This is a genomic window from Pseudomonas sp. EZ-C24 (genome assembly GCF_014525325.1).
Taxonomy (GTDB): Bacteria; Pseudomonadota; Gammaproteobacteria; order Pseudomonadales; family Pseudomonadaceae; genus Aquipseudomonas; species Aquipseudomonas shirazensis.
Genome location: NZ_JACDIU010000014.1, coordinates 172,987 through 188,416, shown reverse-complemented (window position 1 = coordinate 188,416; position 15,430 = coordinate 172,987). Strand labels below are relative to the sequence as shown.

At 63.7% G+C, this 15,430-nt stretch carries 15 protein-coding genes; 12 read left to right on the top strand and 3 right to left on the bottom strand.

What is annotated here, in order from left to right; genetic code table 11:
* The first annotated feature begins 8 nt into the window (after positions 1-8).
* The 6 genes from IDM28_RS09965 (at position 9) to IDM28_RS09940 (ending at position 7,556) form a co-directional block, all read left to right on the top strand.
* Positions 9-1,241 (top strand): M20/M25/M40 family metallo-hydrolase, encoded by a 1,233-nt coding sequence (locus tag IDM28_RS09965; protein ID WP_150569410.1) that lies wholly within the window; start codon positions 9-11, stop codon positions 1,239-1,241.
* A 24-nt stretch (positions 1,242-1,265) separates the two neighbouring features.
* Complete coding sequence (gene glcD, locus IDM28_RS09960; protein WP_150569411.1) at positions 1,266-2,765, top strand: glycolate oxidase subunit GlcD; 1,500 nt, start codon at positions 1,266-1,268, stop codon at positions 2,763-2,765.
* Positions 2,765-3,817, top strand: a complete 1,053-nt coding sequence (glcE, locus tag IDM28_RS09955) for a glycolate oxidase subunit GlcE (protein ID WP_150569412.1) — start codon at positions 2,765-2,767, stop codon at positions 3,815-3,817. Before glcD ends, glcE begins: the two co-directional genes overlap by 1 nt.
* A 9-nt stretch (positions 3,818-3,826) precedes the next feature.
* On the top strand, positions 3,827-5,053 hold the full coding sequence (glcF, locus tag IDM28_RS09950) for a glycolate oxidase subunit GlcF (protein ID WP_150569413.1): 1,227 nt from the start codon (positions 3,827-3,829) through the stop codon (positions 5,051-5,053).
* A 245-nt stretch (positions 5,054-5,298) separates the two neighbouring features.
* Positions 5,299-6,081, top strand: a complete 783-nt coding sequence (locus IDM28_RS09945; protein ID WP_188035826.1) for an EAL domain-containing protein — start codon at positions 5,299-5,301, stop codon at positions 6,079-6,081.
* Between the two features lie 41 nt (positions 6,082-6,122).
* A complete protein-coding gene (locus IDM28_RS09940) occupies positions 6,123-7,556 on the top strand; it encodes a PLP-dependent aminotransferase family protein (protein WP_188035825.1) in 1,434 nt (477 codons plus the stop codon).
* Here IDM28_RS09940 and IDM28_RS09935 read toward each other — a convergent pair.
* On the bottom strand, positions 7,549-8,745 hold the full coding sequence (locus tag IDM28_RS09935; RefSeq protein ID WP_188035824.1) for a CynX/NimT family MFS transporter: 1,197 nt from the start codon (positions 8,743-8,745) through the stop codon (positions 7,549-7,551). The genes IDM28_RS09940 and IDM28_RS09935 overlap by 8 nt on opposite strands.
* The gene (locus tag IDM28_RS09930; protein WP_150569416.1) at positions 8,742-9,200 is read right to left on the bottom strand and encodes a nucleoside deaminase; all 459 of its coding nucleotides are present in this window, start codon (positions 9,198-9,200) and stop codon (positions 8,742-8,744) included. Before IDM28_RS09930 ends, IDM28_RS09935 begins: the two co-directional genes overlap by 4 nt.
* 213 nt (positions 9,201-9,413) lie before the next feature.
* On the opposite strand from IDM28_RS09930, the gene IDM28_RS09925 reads away from it, so the two are divergent.
* Positions 9,414-9,851 (top strand): carboxymuconolactone decarboxylase family protein, encoded by a 438-nt coding sequence (locus IDM28_RS09925; RefSeq protein WP_103437148.1) that lies wholly within the window; start codon positions 9,414-9,416, stop codon positions 9,849-9,851.
* A 7-nt stretch (positions 9,852-9,858) separates the two neighbouring features.
* Here the strand turns inward: IDM28_RS09925 and IDM28_RS09920 are convergent, their stop codons facing one another.
* The gene (locus tag IDM28_RS09920; RefSeq protein ID WP_101318934.1) at positions 9,859-10,872 is read right to left on the bottom strand and encodes an AraC family transcriptional regulator; all 1,014 of its coding nucleotides are present in this window, start codon (positions 10,870-10,872) and stop codon (positions 9,859-9,861) included.
* A 169-nt stretch (positions 10,873-11,041) separates the two neighbouring features.
* Between IDM28_RS09920 and IDM28_RS09915 the strand changes: the two genes are divergently transcribed.
* The 5 genes from IDM28_RS09915 (at position 11,042) to IDM28_RS09895 (ending at position 15,430) form a co-directional block, all read left to right on the top strand.
* Positions 11,042-12,226, top strand: a complete 1,185-nt coding sequence (locus tag IDM28_RS09915) for an acetyl-CoA C-acyltransferase family protein (protein WP_188035823.1) — start codon at positions 11,042-11,044, stop codon at positions 12,224-12,226.
* Between the two features lie 11 nt (positions 12,227-12,237).
* On the top strand, positions 12,238-13,086 hold the full coding sequence (locus IDM28_RS09910; RefSeq protein WP_188035822.1) for a 3-hydroxybutyryl-CoA dehydrogenase: 849 nt from the start codon (positions 12,238-12,240) through the stop codon (positions 13,084-13,086).
* Between the two features lie 12 nt (positions 13,087-13,098).
* Positions 13,099-13,695, top strand: coding sequence for a TetR/AcrR family transcriptional regulator (locus tag IDM28_RS09905; protein ID WP_188035821.1), 597 nt, complete (start codon positions 13,099-13,101; stop codon positions 13,693-13,695).
* 92 nt (positions 13,696-13,787) lie between these two features.
* On the top strand, positions 13,788-15,182 hold the full coding sequence (locus IDM28_RS09900) for an LLM class flavin-dependent oxidoreductase (RefSeq protein WP_101318925.1): 1,395 nt from the start codon (positions 13,788-13,790) through the stop codon (positions 15,180-15,182).
* Positions 15,183-15,250: 68 nt separating this feature from the next.
* On the top strand, positions 15,251-15,430 hold the full coding sequence (locus tag IDM28_RS09895; protein WP_150569421.1) for a hypothetical protein: 180 nt from the start codon (positions 15,251-15,253) through the stop codon (positions 15,428-15,430).

Sequence of the window (15,430 nt, the reverse complement as noted above, 5' to 3'; positions counted from 1 at the left end):
GACCAACAATGCCGATGCCCCGCCCACCCTTTGCCGCCGCCCTCGCCCTGTGCCTGGCCTGCTCCCAGGCCATTGCCGCCGAACCGACCCCACAGGACCTGCTCAAGCAAGCCCAAGCCGAGCAAGCACATTACCTCGACACCCTCAAAAGCCTGGTCTCGGTCGACACCGGTACCGGCACCGAAGCAGGCCTTAGCCAGGTCAGCGCGGAACTGGTCAAGCGCCTCAAGGCGCTCGGTGCCCAGGTTGAAACCCATCCCGCCACACCTTCTGTTGGCGACAACATCGTCGGTACCTTCAAGGGCACCGGCAGTAAAGACTTCATGCTGATGGTCCACTACGACACCGTGTTCGGCCCCGGCACGGTGGCCAAGCGGCCGTTTCGTATCGAAGGCGAACGCGCCTACGGCCCCGGTGTTGCCGATGCCAAAGGCGGCGTGGCGATGATCCTGCACGCGCTCAAGCTGCTGCAGGACCAGCAATTCAAAGGCTACCGGACCCTCACAATACTGTTCAATCCAGATGAAGAAATGGGCTCCGCCGGCTCCAAAAAGATCATCGCCGAGCTGGCCCGCAAGCATGATTACGTATTCTCCTACGAGCCGCCAGACAAGGACGCCGTCACTGTCGCCACCAACGGTATCAACCGCCTCAAACTCGAAGTCAAAGGCCGCTCCTCGCACGCTGGTTCTGCACCTGAAGAAGGCCGCAACGCACTGACTGAATTGTCCCATCAGATCCTCCAGTTGAAGGACCTGGGCGATGCCAACAAAGGCACCACGGTCAACTGGACCCTGGCAAAAGCCGGCGAAAAGGCCAACATCATTCCTGCCCTGGCCACGGCCGAAGCCGACATGCGCTATTCGGACTTGAGCGAAAGCGATCGCGTCGCGGCCGATGCCAAACGCATCGCACAAAAGCAGCTGATCGCCGACACCCAGACCAGCGTCACCCTCGAGAAAGGCCGCCCACCCCTGGCGCGCAATGAAGGCTCAAGCGCTCTGGCCACAACCGCCGGCCAGCTGTATGGCCAGATCGATCGCACGCTTGAGCCGATTGCGATGCGCTTTGGCACCGACGCCGGATATGCCTACGTGCCGGGCAGCGCGAAGCCTGCAGTGCTGGAAACCATGGGTGTGGTCGGTGCCGGGCTGCATGGTGATGACGAGTACATCGAGCTGGCCAGTGTCGCACCGCGCTTGTACCTGACGGTGGCGATGATCAGGAAGCTGGCGCAGTAAGCCTTGCAGTCGTGAGGGAGCGTGATGAACATTCTCTACGATGAACGCGTCGATGGCCGGCTGCCGGCCATCGACCAGGCCGAGGTGCTGGGGGCGCTGCGCAGCGCCCTGCCCGACCTGGAGATTCTGCACCGCAGCGAGGACCTCAAGCCGTATGAGTGCGATGGCCTCTCGGTCTATCGCACCCTGCCGTTGCTGGTGGTACTGCCAGTGCGGCTGGAGCAGGTGCAGACGCTGCTCAGGATTTGCCACCAGCGCGGGGTGCCGGTGGTTGCGCGCGGCGCAGGCACTGGTTTGTCCGGCGGCGCCTTGCCGTTGAGCAAGGGCATCCTGCTGGTGATGGCGCGCTTCAACCAGATCCTTGAGGTCAACCCGCAGGGGCGTTATGCCAGGGTGCAACCTGGCGTACGCAACCTGGCCATCTCTCAGGCCGCAGCGCCGTACGGCCTCTACTACGCACCTGATCCGTCGTCGCAGATCGCCTGTTCGATTGGCGGCAACGTGGCTGAAAACGCCGGCGGTGTGCATTGCCTGAAATACGGCCTTACCGTGCACAACCTGCTCAAAGTCGACATCCTCACCATCGAAGGCGAGCACCTGAGTCTGGGCAGTGATGCTCTGGACAGCCCGGGCTTTGACTTGCTGGCACTGTTTACCGGCTCCGAAGGCATGCTCGGCATTGTCACCGAAGTCACCGTCAAATTGCTGGCCAAGCCGCAGGTGGCGCGGGTGCTGTTGGCCAGCTTCAACAGCGTCGAGGACGCTGGCCGCGCGGTTGCCGAAATCATCGGCGCGGGGGTCATCCCCGCGGGCCTGGAGATGATGGACAACCTCGCTATCCGCGCCGCTGAAGACTTCATCCATGCCGGCTACCCGGTGGACGCAGCGGCGATTCTGCTGTGTGAACTGGATGGCGTCGAAGCCGATGTAACAGCGGACTGCGCGCGGGTGCAGGCCGTGCTGGAGCAGGCTGGGGCGAGCCAGGTGCAACTGGCCTGCGACGAGGCGCAGCGGGTGCGTTTCTGGGCCGGGCGCAAGAACGCCTTCCCTGCCGTGGGGCGGATTTCAGCGGACTACTACTGCATGGACGGCACGATTCCCCGCCGCCAGCTGGCGCGGGTGCTCAGTGCGATCGCTGAGTTGTCCGCCGAATATGGGTTGCGCGTGGCCAATGTGTTTCATGCCGGCGATGGCAATATGCACCCGCTGATCCTGTTTGACGCCAATGTGCCGGGCGAGCTGGAGCGGGCTGAAGCCATCGGCGGCAAGATCCTCGAGCTGTGCGTGGCGGTGGGTGGCAGCATTACCGGCGAGCATGGCGTCGGCCGGGAAAAGATCAATCAGATGTGCGCGCAGTTCAACAGCGACGAAATCACCCTGTTTCACGCAGTCAAGGCAGCGTTTGACTCGCGGGGGCTGCTCAACCCCGGCAAGAACATTCCGACCCTGCAGCGCTGCGCCGAATTTGGCGCCCTGCATGTACACCATGGCCAACTGCCCTTCCCTGACCTGGAGCGCTTCTGATGAGCCTTGCCGGTGATCTGAGCCAGGATCTGCTTGATCAGGTCAAGCAGGCGCTGGCTGCAAATACGCCACTGCGCATCCAGGGTAGCAACAGCAAGGCCATGCTCGGCAACCCCGTTGCAGGCGAGCTCATCGACACCCGCGGCCATAGCGGCATCGTCAGCTACGACCCTGCCGAGCTGGTCCTGACCGCGCGCGCCGGGACGCCACTGGCTGAAATCGAAGCCGTATTGGCTGAAGCTGGGCAGATGCTGCCCTGGGAACCGCCGCATCTGGGGCCGGCAGCAACAGTGGGCGGCACGGTTGCGGCGGGGCTTTCCGGCCCACGCAGGCCCTGGGCGGGGGCGGTGCGCGACCATGTTCTCGGCAGCCGCGTCATCACCGGCCACGGCAAGTTGCTGCGGTTCGGCGGCGAAGTGATGAAGAACGTTGCCGGCTACGACCTGTCACGCCTGCTCACCGGCAGCTTCGGCTGCCTTGGGCTGCTCAGCGAAGTCTCGCTCAAAGTGCTGCCGCGACCGCGCCAATGCCTCAGCCTGCGCTTGCACATGCCTGCGCATCTGGCACTCAGTGCGCTCGCTGAATGGGGTCAACAGCCGCTGCCGGTCAGCGCAGCCTGCCATGACGGCGAGGCACTCTGCCTGCGCCTGGAAGGTGGCGAAGGGTCGGTACAGTCGGCATTTCAGCGCCTCGGCGGCGAGCTGATCGACAGCCGCTTCTGGGACGATCTGCGCGAGCAGCGGCTGGCGTTCTTTGCCGATTCGCAGCCGCTCTGGCGCCTGTCGCTGCCAATTGCCTCAGGCCCCACCGGCCTGCCTGGGCGCGAGCTGATCGACTGGAGCGGCGCCCAGCGCTGGCTGAAGTCCACAGCACCCGCTGCGCAGATCCGCAGCCAGGCCGCTGCCCTCGGAGGGCACGCCACGGCCTATTCAGCAGTTGCTGACAGCTTTACCCCATTGCCCGCAGCGCTGCTGCGCTACCACCGAGCTCTCAAACAGCAGCTCGACCCCCAGGGCATCTTCAATCCCGGGCGTATGTATGCAGACTTGTGAGGGCAGATCATGCAGACCAATCTGAGCGAAGCAGCACAAGGCCTGGCCCGCGGCGCAGAAGCCGAGCGCATTCTGCGCTCCTGCGTGCACTGTGGTTTCTGCACCGCCACCTGCCCCACCTACCAACTCCTGGGCGACGAGCTGGATGGGCCACGTGGCCGGATCTACCTGATCAAGCAAGTGCTGGAAGGCGCGCCGGTCACCGCCAGCACCCAACTGCATCTGGACCGCTGCCTGACATGCCGCAACTGCGAAAGTACTTGCCCCTCAGGCGTGCAATACCACGACCTGCTGGACATCGGCCGCGCCGTGGTCGAGGCACAGGTACCCCGCCCGCTCGGTCAACGCCTGCTACGTGGCGCGCTGCGCGCCGTGGTGCCACGGCCAACCCTGTTCCAGGCGCTGACTCGCAGCGGCCAGGTACTGCGCCCGCTGCTACCGGCGGGTCTAAAAACCAAATTGCCTGCAAGCGTGACAGCGCCAGGCCTGCGCCCGGCACCGCGGCACAACCGTCGCGTGCTCTTGCTTGAAGGCTGCGTACAAGCAGCATTCTCACCCAACACCAACAGCGCCACCGCACGCGTGCTCGATCGCCTCGGCATCAGTGTCGAGCCAAGCCCGGCGGCGGGCTGCTGCGGTTCGGTGGAGTATCACTTGAACGCCCAAGAGCAGGGTTTGCAACGCGCCCGGAACAACATCGATGCCTGGTGGCCGGCGGTTGAGGCCGGCGCTGAAGCCATTGTGCAGACCGCCAGCGGCTGCGGCGCGTTTATCCATGAGTACGGCCACTTGCTTGCCCACGACCCGCTGTACGCCGGCAAAGCCGCCCGCATCAGCGCCCTCGCCCGTGACCTGGTGGAGGTTGTGCGCGACGAGCCGCTGGAGCAGCTCGGCCTGTGCCGCGAACAACGGCTGGCGTTCCACTGCCCCTGCACGCTGCAACATGCGCTCAAACTCGGCGGTGCGGTGGAAGCCGTGTTGACACGGCTGGGCTTCAGCCTCACCAGCGTGCCGGACGGGCACCTGTGCTGTGGCTCGGCAGGTACCTACTCGCTGACCCAGCCCGAGTTGGCCCGGCAACTACGCGATAATCGCCTGGACGCGCTGGAAAGCGGCAAACCGCAGATCATCGCCACTGCCAATATCGGCTGTCAGACCCATCTCGACGGCGCGGGCCGCACGCCTGTGCGGCACTGGATCGAAATCGTCGAGCAAGCGTTGACCGCGCAGGGCTGATCAACTCGCTTGATCTGTTTTCAAGAGTGGCGCAAAAACGCTCTGGAAACGTACCCTGCAGCCGTAATACCAAAGTGCCATGCGTCGGTTTTCGCCACGCGCGTCCACTGTTTTTGCATACCATGCGCACATTGATGCAGTCATACCGTATATCGGAGTTGTCTACCTCAGGAAGAGGCCCGCACGTTCAAGCCATTTCTGCCTCTGGCGAGATGTTGATACCCAGCCATCAAGAGGCACCCGCAATGAACATTTCCAGCACCGGCGAAACCCCTTCCCCTGGGTGCCGCCACTGTCGTGACAGCGAACCGCTGCCGTTTGCCATCAGCATGGCATTCCAGCCGATCATCGACGCGTCAAGTTCGGCCGTATTCGCCTACGAGTCCTTGGTCCGCGGCACCGATGGCAGCGGTGCCAAGAGCATCCTCGACCAGGTCACTCAGGCCAATCGCTACAAGTTCGACCAGTCGTGCCGAGTCAAGGCGGTGGAGCTGGCCACCAAGCTCGCGCTGCCGACCTACCTGAGCATCAACTTCCTGCCCAACGCGGTGTATCAGCCAGCCGCGTGTATCCGCGCCACGCTCGATGCTGCTCAGCGCTTCAACTTCCCTACCAATCGGATCATCTTCGAATTCACTGAAAACGAAAGCATGGTCGACAAGCAGCACCTGCGCGGCATTGTGCTCGAGTACCAGAAGCTTGGCTTCAAGACCGCGATCGACGACTTCGGAGCTGGCTATTCAGGGCTGGGTCTGCTGGCAGAGTTTCAGCCAGACATCATCAAGATCGACATGGAGCTGATCCGCGATATTCACCAGAGCCGCGCACGCTGCGCGATTGTCGACGGCATCGTCGGTATCTGCCGCAAGCTCGACATCACGGTGATCGCCGAAGGTATCGAGCGCGTCGAGGAGTACCTGACACTGCGCAGCCTGGGCGTCAATCTGTTCCAGGGCTATCTGTTTGCCCGCCCTGGCTTCGAGACACTGCCGGACGTGCATTGGCCTGGCCGCGAAACTGTCTGCTAGAGCAGGTATCCTGAGCATTCAGACGCGCTCGGGAACGCTCCATGGAACTGCACATTCGCCTCGAAGGGGGCAAAGGCCTTGCCGATCAGCTCTATCAGCAGCTGCGCGCCGGTATCGACAGCGGCCACCTTGCGGCGGGTAGCCAACTGCCGCCAACGCGCTTGCTGGCCGAGCAATTGGGCGTGTCGCGCAAGACCGTTGCCGAGGCCTATTCGCGCCTGACCTACGACAACCTGCTCAACGCCGTGGTTGGCCGCGGCACATTCATCAGCCAGCGGCGCGCGCCTCAGGCAACCCCTACGGCGGTGGTCGAACTGGCGGCCAGCGCGTCGCTGCAACGCTGGCAGCAACGGGCAACGGTGCTCGCCAGGCCCGGTTTGGACAGCCCGTCGCGCTATGACTTCATCGGTGGCGCTTCGACCAAGGCACAGTTCCCGTTCGACCAATGGCGCAGCTGCATGCAGTACGCCCTGCGCCGCAGCCAGCGCCACCCCGAACGGCAATTCCATGCCCAGGGCCTGGCGGAGCTGCGCGAAGCCATCGCCCATCACATTGCCTACGCCCGCGGCGTGCATTGCAGCGCGGCTGATATCCTGGTCTGCAACGGTGCCCAGCAAGCGCTGGACCTGATCGCCCGGGTGCTGGTCGAGCCGGGCTGTCGAGTGGCCATGGAAGACCCCGGCTATTCACCGGCGCGCCAGCTGTTTCTCGCTTTGGGCGCTCAACTGCAATCGGTGCCGGTGGATGAGCAAGGCCTGTGCGTTGAACAGATCGAGCCTGGCACGCGGCTGATCTATGTGACGCCATCGCATCAATTTCCGCTGGGCATGCCGATGAGCGAAGCACGCCGCCAGGCCTTGCTGGACAAGGCCGCTGAGCTGGGCGCGCTGATCATCGAAGACGACTATGACTGTGAGTTCCGCTATCAGGGACCAACCAGCGACGCCCTGCAGCGGCTCGACCGGCACGGCCTGGTGGCGTATGTCGGGACCTTTTCCAAGACCTTGCTGCCGGAATTGCGCCTCGGCTATGCGGTGCTGCCGCCCGCGGTACTGAGCGCCGCCTGCGTGGCCAAGCACCTGAGCGATCTGCACAGCCCGGCCCTGCAACAGTGGGCACTGGCGCGGTTTATCAACGAGGGCTACCTGAGCAAGCACATCCGCCGTTGCCACGAAATATACAGCGCCCGCCGCGGGCGGATCCTGCAGCGTTTGCAGGGGGACCTGGCGCCATGGTTCAGTGCGGTGCCGGCCAATGCTGGCTTCCACATTAGCGCGCTGGCCAGCCCCACTGTCGATGTCGAGTTGCTGATCAAGCTGGTGCGCAAGGTCGAGGTCGGCCTGTATTCGCTGGCGCCGTTCTTCAGCGAGGTGCCCGTACGCCCTGGCCTGCTACTGGGCTTCGGCGCCATCGAGCTACTGGATATCGACCCGGCGCTGGACCGGGTCGCCGATACCCTGCGCCAGATCAGCTGAGCGGCTGCACCTCGGCACCACGTGCTGGCCGGGCCATCGCGCCAACGTAGCCCTGCGGGACGAACCGAGCGGTGACCAGCAACATGGCCACTACCGTCAGCGTGAGCAAGGTCCATGAGGCCTGAAAGTCGCCGGTGACATCGCGCAGCCAGCCGGTGATGTACGGCACGATGCCGGTAATGATAAAGCCGATACCTTGCACGAAAGCCGCCAGGCTTCCCGCCTCTGCCGGAGTTTTCAGATGCTCCAGAGTCAAGGTCAGGCTCAGGCTGAAACATGAGCCCAGACCAAAACCGATCAAGCCGACCCACAACCCCATCGCGCTGTTGGGTGCCAGCAGCAGCCCGCTGAAGCCGCACAGTTGCACCAGCAACGCCAGCCACAGGCCAGGCCGGCGATCCACCAGATGGCGCAACAGCCATGGCATCCCCAGCGCGCCGATGACCTGGAACACGGTCATCAAACCGACCAGGTCACCCCCGCCCTGAGCGGTGCCGCCGTGCTCCAGGTGATAGGCCGGCAGCCACGCCACCATGCTCGTGTAACCGCCGTTGATCAGGCCGAAGTACAGTGCGAGCAACCACGCCCGGCGATTGCCGAACCAGTGCCCGCGCGCCGCGCCCGGTGCCTGTGCAGGCGCCTGGCGTGGACGCAACACACCCCAGGCAAGCATTGCCAGCAGCGCCGGCACTGCCCAGATGCCAAGGCCGACCTGCCAGCGCTGAAAGTACTCGCTGATGTGCGGGCCAAGCACCGCCGCCAGGCCGCCGCCGGTCATCAACGCCGCTGAATAAAGGCCCATGCTGGTTGCCAGCCGCTGCGGGAACCAGCGGTTGACCAACCCCGGCATCATGCCTTGCACCAGCGCCACGCCGATCCCGGCCAGCAAAGCACTGACGATAAGCGCCCAGGCGCTGGCCACCTGCAAACGCCACAGGCATGCCGCAGCGATGGCGCCCAAGCCGAACAGCATGCCGCCATGCTCACTCAGCCAGCGTCGCAGCCAGGGCTGGGTCAAGGGCACCAGGCCCATGCACAGCACCGGCAACGCAGTCAGCAGCGCCGCTTGCTGATAGCCAAGGCCGGTACTGGCGCGCATCGCTTCAAGCAACGGCCCGATACTGGTCAGGATCGGCCGCAGATTAAGCGCCAGGAGCATGATCAGCAGCAGGTTCAATGCACCTCTCATACCTGCTGGGCCTGCTGCCATTGTTGATACAGGCCAGCCTCGCCCTGCGGCTTGAGTGGCCGCAAAGGCAGGCTTTGCTGTTGCGCCGGCTTGGCCATTTCAGCGTATACGGCAGCGGTCGACAGGCCGAAGGCAGCGCCCTCGTCGTTGTCGTAGGCAAACCATGCGCGCTCGATGCCGCACAGGTGCATGGCCGCCAGACACATCGGGCACGGGTGACCGCTGGCGTAGACCTCTGCGCCGTCCAGGCGCGCGGTGCCGAGCACCTGCGACGCCTGGCGGATAGCCTGCATTTCGGCATGCGCAGTTGGGTCCTGGCTGCTGTGGATCTCATTGACGGCACGCGCCACTACCCGACCTTGATAGACCAGCACAGCCCCGAACGGACGGCCGCCGGCCTGAATATTCTCTCGGGCCAGATCCAGCGCTTCGCGCATATGGCTTGGGTTGGACATGAATGAATCTCCGGTAAGCGATGCGCTGATTATCCCGACTCCAGGGTCAAGGCTGAAATGAAGAGATTGGATGCCTGTCAGTGGCCACCTGAATAGCGCCATTGGCCTCCTGGCAAAGCCGGGGATTGGCTATCGGGGGCCACGCTGCGCGGCGCTAAGCTTTGCGCAACAGCCCGCCAGCCGGCGGCCTCTAGCACCTACCGGAGCCAAACCATGCACAGTCGCCTTGAATGGGCCAAACACGCGCCCGAAGCCTACAAAGCCATGCTCAGCCTGGAGCAGGCGCTGGCCAACAGTGGCCTGGAAACCTCGCTGCTCGAGCTGATCCGCCTGCGCGCCTCGCAGATCAACGGCTGCGCCTACTGCGTCAACCTGCACAGCAATGATGCGCGCAAGGCCGGCGAAACCGAGGCCCGTTTACAAACCTTGCTGGTCTGGCAGGAAACCCACTACTTCACCCCTCGCGAGCGGGCGGCGCTGGCCTGGGTCGAGAGCCTGACCAAGTTGCCTGAACACGGTGCGCCGCAAGACCAGTATCAAGCGCTGCAGGAGCATTTCGAGCCTGCCGAAGTGGTCAACCTGACGCTGGCAATTGCCACCATCAACGCCTGGAATCGTTTCGGCGTAGGGTTCGCAATGATCCCGGCCTGAGCTGGGGTTACTCGCGTCCGAGCAGCCGCGAGCGGTAGCTACCAGGGCTGTGCCCGGTCCATTTCTTGAACGCGCGGTGAAACGCGCTGGGCTCCTGGAAACCGGTCTGCTCGGCGATTTCAGCAACGCTCAAGCGGCCCTCGCGCAGGCGTTCGAAGGCCATCGCCCGACGTACTTCGTCCTTGATCTGCTGGTATGAGCGCCCTTCGCGCTGCAACTGCCGGCGAAAGCTGCTGGCGCTCAAACCCTGCTGCTCTGCCAGGCCGACCAGCGTCGGCCACTCGCCATAATCGCGGGCCTTGAGGTGGCGATAAACCTTCGCCACCAGGCCGTTCTGATTGCGAAAGCGAATGACCAGTCCTTGCGGCGCTGTGCGCAAAAAAGTCTTCAGGGCGGCCAGGTCCTGCACTACGGGCAGGCGCAGGTCGGCACTGTTGAACTCCACCTCGGTACGGCCACTGCCCAGGCGCAGGTCAGCGCCCCACAGCAGCGTGTCGTCTTCCAGTGGCGGACGTGCAATGGCCAGCTCGGTGCGTTCGATCTGCAACCGGCGCCCGCCCAACCAGCACAGCAGACCGACCACCAGCACCAGATAGGTTTCCTCGGCGTACCCCCGGGTCAGTGGATCGGCAATGCTCGACTGCACGCTGATCACTGTGCGCGAGCCACGTACGCTGATCGAGCCACGCAGGTCGCGCAGAAACAGGCCGAAATTGCCCAGGCACTGACGCAGTGCCTTGTCCAGGCTGGGCTCCTGGATCAACCCCCGGCAGATCAAGGCAAAGCTGCCCAGCGGCATGCCATGGCTGTCGAGGCGGAAAAATTCGTCGTCCAGCACCTGAATCAAACTTAACCAGAGCTGGGCAAAGGCCTTGGCCGGCACCCGTGCCTCCGGGTCTTCAAGCAGCTCAGGGGGTATGCCGACGGCGCGCAACTGTGCATCGCGCAACTGCGGCTGATCAGCCAGGGCATGCAGCATGGCCTGGAGAAAATACACCGCGACCGAATCGCTATCGCGCATGGCTGGGGTTCGCTTGTCTATGCTGAGTGGCAAAAAACGCCAGGTTGAATGAGCAGATCCGACATAGGCCGCCAGGCAGGCATTGCCTAGACTCGGGCCATCCACAGATGGCGGCCATTCTCGCAGAGCCTGGCCCCGTCCCGCTACGCCTTCGCAACTGGAGCCCGCCATGAGCAGTACAGAAATCTACGTAGTCAGTGCCGTCCGTTCCGCCATCGGAGGCTTTGGCGGTGCCCTCAAGGACCTGCCGCTGGCCGACCTCGCCACGGCGCTGGCCCGTGCCGCCATCGAGCGCTCCGGCGTGGCTGCCGAGCAGATTGGTCATGTGGTGATGGGCAACGTCATCCCCACCGAAGCCCGCGATGCCTATCTGGGCCGAGTGGCGGCGATGAATGCCGGCATTCCCAAGGAAACCCCGGCCTTCAACGTCAACCGCCTGTGCGGTTCGGGCCTGCAAGCGATCGTCTCGGCCGCGCAAAGCTTGCTGCTGGGCGACACCGATATCGCCCTGGCGGCCGGCGCCGAGTCGATGAGCCGCGCGCCGTACCTGCTGCCACAGGCGCGCTGGGGCGCACGCATGGGGGATCTGCAAGGCATCGATTATCTGGTCGGTGTGCTGCAGGACCCGTTCGAGCATTTCCACATGGGCATCACCGCCGAGAACGTCGCGGCCAAGCACGGCATCACCCGGCAGATGCAGGACGAGCTGGCGCTGACCAGCCAGCAACGCGCCGCCCGGGCGATTGCCGAAGGCCGTTTTGACAGCCAGATCGTGCCGCTGGAACTGAAAACCCGCAAAGGCCCAGTGCAGTTCGCCGTCGACGAGCATGTGCGCGGCGATGTAAGCGCCGAGCAGTTGGCTGCGATGAAGACTGTGTTCAAGAAGGACGGTACGGTCACCGCAGGCAATGCCAGCGGCATCAACGACGGCGCCGCCGGCCTGGTGCTGGCCACCGGTGAAGCGGTACGCCGGCTGGGCCTCAAGCCGCTGGCGCGGTTGGTAGCCTACGCACATGCCGGCGTCGAGCCGGCGCTGATGGGCCTGGGACCGATTCCGGCTACGCAAAAAGCGCTGCAAAAGGCCGGCCTGACGGTCAATGAGCTGGATGTGATCGAGTCCAACGAGGCGTTTGCCGCGCAAGCCTGCGCAGTGGCTCGCGCGTTGGACTTCGACCCAGAGAAGGTCAACCCGAACGGCTCGGGCATCTCGCTCGGTCACCCGGTCGGCGCCACCGGTGCAATCATTGCTACCAAAGCCATCCATGAACTGCAGCGGGTGCAAGGCCGTTATGCCCTGGCGACCATGTGCATCGGCGGCGGTCAAGGCATCGCTGTTGTCTTTGAACGCGTATAAGGAGCGGCTTTGTGAGCATTGAACGGATTGCAGTGATCGGCGCCGGGACCATGGGTAACGGCATTGCCCAGGTGTGCGCAGTGGCGGGCTATCAAGTGCTGCTGATCGACGTCAGCGATGCGGCGCTGGAGCGCGGTATGGCGACCTTGAGCAAGAACCTTGAACGCCAGGTCAGCAAGGGCACGCTGGAGGCCGAAAAGGCTGCTGCGGCTAGTGGCCGGATTCGTACCAGCACCGATTATGCAGACCTGCGCGAGGTGCAGTTGTTGATTGAGGCTGCGACCGAAAACCTCGAGTTGAAGCAGCGCATCCTGCAACAGGCCGCGGCCAACGTCAGTAGCGCTTGCCTGATCGCGACCAACACCTCATCGCTGTCGGTAACCCAGCTGGCCGCCAGCATCGAGCACCCCGAGCGTTTTATCGGCGTGCACTTCTTCAACCCGGTGCCACTGATGGCGCTGGTGGAAATCATCCGTGGTTTGCAGACAGACGACAGCACCTACGCCCAGGCCCTGGTGGTGACCGAAAAGCTCGGCAAGACGCCGATCACAGCTGGCAACCGTCCGGGCTTTGTGGTCAACCGGATCCTGCTGCCGATGATCAACGAAGCGATCTTCGTGCGCCAGGAAGGCCTGGCCAGCGCTGAGGACATCGACACCGGCATGCGTCTGGGCTGCAACCAGCCTATCGGCCCGCTGGCGTTGGCCGACCTGATCGGCCTGGACACCGTGCTGGCGATCATGGAGGCATTCGTCGACGGCTTCAACGACAGCAAGTACCGCCCTGCTCCGCTGCTGCGGGAAATGGTCGCGGCCGGTTACCTTGGCCGCAAAAGCGGTCGCGGCTTCTTCACCTACTGAGGAGCGCCTGCCATGTCGGCCAATGCCGCCCTGCGCTGCAGCAATTTTGACGAGCGTCGCGACAAGGCCATGGCACTGTTCGCCGCCAAGGGCTTTGGCCAGGTCAGCATGCGTGAGCTGGCGGCGCATGTTGGCCTGACTGCAGGCTCGTTGTATCACCATTTTCCGAGCAAGCAGGATTTGCTCTATGACCTGATCGAAGAGCTGTACGAGGAGCTACAGGCGACCCTCGACCAGGGCCGCAAGGCCTTGGCCCGAGGCAAGCCGGCGCTGCCTGCGGTGATCGCAGCGCACTGGCAACTGCACGCCGAGCGCGGCTTGCAGTTTCGCCTGGCCGAACGCGACCTGTGTTGCCTGAGCGATGAGCAGCAGGCGCGGCTGGCGCTGGTTCGCCTGCGTTATCAGGCGGGCTTGCTGAAGTTGGTGGCACCACAGACACGCCTCAGTGGTCCGGCGCTGGCGGCCACCGGGCAAGCGCTCGGTACCCTGCTCAATCAACTGCCTGGCTGGCTACAGGGCCGCGGGTTGGCCGAGGATGAGGGCCTGCGCTTGATGCAGAGCCTGCTGCTGGGCGGTATCGAGCGCACCCTCAAAGATGCGCTCATATAGCCGCAACAGAGTCTTATATTCCCAATAAGTCGTTTATTTAGATTTTTTAGTGCGCTTCAATCTAACGAATTCTGTTGGACTGGAGCCGCAACTTGAGCACTTCGCCGCACCCGGGAGCTGATCCCAAACCTTTGCTGTTTGCCCTGTATGAACAAGCCAGTGTCGGCTGTGGCGGTGCGCCGAGCCTGTGGACCCACCCGGCCGACGAACGCCTGGGCATCAACTCGCTGAGCTACTGGTCGAACCTGGCGCGAATCGCCGATCAGGCCAACCTCGACATGCTGTTCTTTGCCGATGTGCTGGGCTTCTACGATGGCTATGGCGGCACAGCCGACGCGGCCCTCAAGTGGGCCGTCGAAGCGCCTGCCAATGATCCGCTGATGATCATCCCGGCGTTGGCTGCAGTGACTGAAAACCTCGCCTTCGGGGTCACCGTCAGCACCAGCTACGAACATCCCTTCACCCATGCCCGGCGCTTCAGCACGCTGGATCACCTGAGCAATGGCCGGGTTGGCTGGAACATCGTCACTTCTTACCTGAACAGTGCCGCGCGCAACTTCGGCCTGGAACAGATGATCAAGCACAATGACCGCTACGAGCGTGCCGAAGAATTCCTCGATGTGGTCTACAAGCTGTGGGAAGGCAGCTGGGCGCAGGACGCGGTGGTCGCCGACAAGTCCCGCCAACTCTATGCCCAGGGTGAACGCGTGCGGCCGATCAACCATGTTGGCGAACACTACCGCGTCGCCGGCCCGCACCTCAGCTCACCGTCGCCGCAACGAACCCCGCTGCTGATCCAGGCCGGCTGGTCCGGACGCGGGCGCGAGTTTGCCGCCAAGCACGCCGAGCTGATCTTCATCGCCAAGTCCAACCCGCTGGAAATCCGTCAGGGTCTGGATGAAATATGGGCCCAGGCGCAGGCCCGTGGTCGCCAGGCCGACGATGTAAAGTCGCTGACGGTGCTGCGGATCGTCACCGCCAAGACTGAAATCGAGGCGCAGCGCAAATACGAGCAACTGCAGAGCAACTACCACCTGCAAGCGCAACTGGTGAGCTATGCCGGCGACACGGGCATCGACATCAGCCGCTATGCCGACAACGAACCCCTGGCGACCCACACCGAAGGCCTGACCTCGTACATGATGCGCCCGGACGGCAGCGGCAAGCCGCTGACCGCTGGCGATGTCAAACAGCGCTTTGCCAGCGTCACCCGAGGCACCGACCTGATCCTGGTCGGCACGCCTGAGCAGGTAGCGCAGCGCATCGAGGAGCACGCAGCAATCTCCGGCACCAGCGGCTACATGATCAACCCGCTGATCAGCCCAGGCAGCCTGGAAGACTTTGTCGAACTGGTGATCCCGGCCTTGCAGAAACGTGGCCTGTACCGCACCCAGCCACAAAGCGGCACCTTGCGTTCACGCCTGCGCAATGACGGCTCCAGCTACCTGCCGGCTTCGGCCCATGGCGCGTCGTTCCGTTTTGCCTGATCAGCAGTAGGAGCATGGTGCGCATAGCTGTAGGATGGCGGCTCGTTGAATCATCTGTGGTCTTTGCAATGAACAAATTGATCCTGCCTGTCGCCATCTTTTTCAGCGTCATCCTTGCCGGCAAGGTGGCCGAGCACTACGCCGTCGAGGGCAGCTGGCGCATCGGCTTGCTGTGCCTGGTTGCAGTAGTCGTGCAGATCGTGGTCAGCCGCATCCAGCGCGCCCGTCGCGAGAACGCCGCGTCGTAA

Bases quoted from the DNA above. Each gene is read 5' to 3' on its own strand.
- IDM28_RS09915 (WP_188035823.1), top strand. From the start codon at position 11,042: ATGAGCAGTACAGAAATCTACGTAGTCAGTGCCGTCCGTTCCGCCATC.
- IDM28_RS09920 (WP_101318934.1), bottom strand. From the start codon at position 10,872: ATGCGCGATAGCGATTCGGTCGCGGTGTATTTTCTCCAGGCCATGCTG.
- IDM28_RS09965 (WP_150569410.1), top strand. From the start codon at position 9: ATGCCGATGCCCCGCCCACCCTTTGCCGCCGCCCTCGCCCTGTGCCTG.
- glcF (WP_150569413.1), top strand. From the start codon at position 3,827: ATGCAGACCAATCTGAGCGAAGCAGCACAAGGCCTGGCCCGCGGCGCA.
- IDM28_RS09935 (WP_188035824.1), bottom strand. From the start codon at position 8,745: ATGAGAGGTGCATTGAACCTGCTGCTGATCATGCTCCTGGCGCTTAAT.
- IDM28_RS09945 (WP_188035826.1), top strand. From the start codon at position 5,299: ATGAACATTTCCAGCACCGGCGAAACCCCTTCCCCTGGGTGCCGCCAC.
- IDM28_RS09925 (WP_103437148.1), top strand. From the start codon at position 9,414: ATGCACAGTCGCCTTGAATGGGCCAAACACGCGCCCGAAGCCTACAAA.
- IDM28_RS09905 (WP_188035821.1), top strand. From the start codon at position 13,099: ATGTCGGCCAATGCCGCCCTGCGCTGCAGCAATTTTGACGAGCGTCGC.
- IDM28_RS09930 (WP_150569416.1), bottom strand. From the start codon at position 9,200: ATGTCCAACCCAAGCCATATGCGCGAAGCGCTGGATCTGGCCCGAGAG.
- IDM28_RS09940 (WP_188035825.1), top strand. From the start codon at position 6,123: ATGGAACTGCACATTCGCCTCGAAGGGGGCAAAGGCCTTGCCGATCAG.
- IDM28_RS09895 (WP_150569421.1), top strand. From the start codon at position 15,251: ATGAACAAATTGATCCTGCCTGTCGCCATCTTTTTCAGCGTCATCCTT.
- glcE (WP_150569412.1), top strand. From the start codon at position 2,765: ATGAGCCTTGCCGGTGATCTGAGCCAGGATCTGCTTGATCAGGTCAAG.
- glcD (WP_150569411.1), top strand. From the start codon at position 1,266: ATGAACATTCTCTACGATGAACGCGTCGATGGCCGGCTGCCGGCCATC.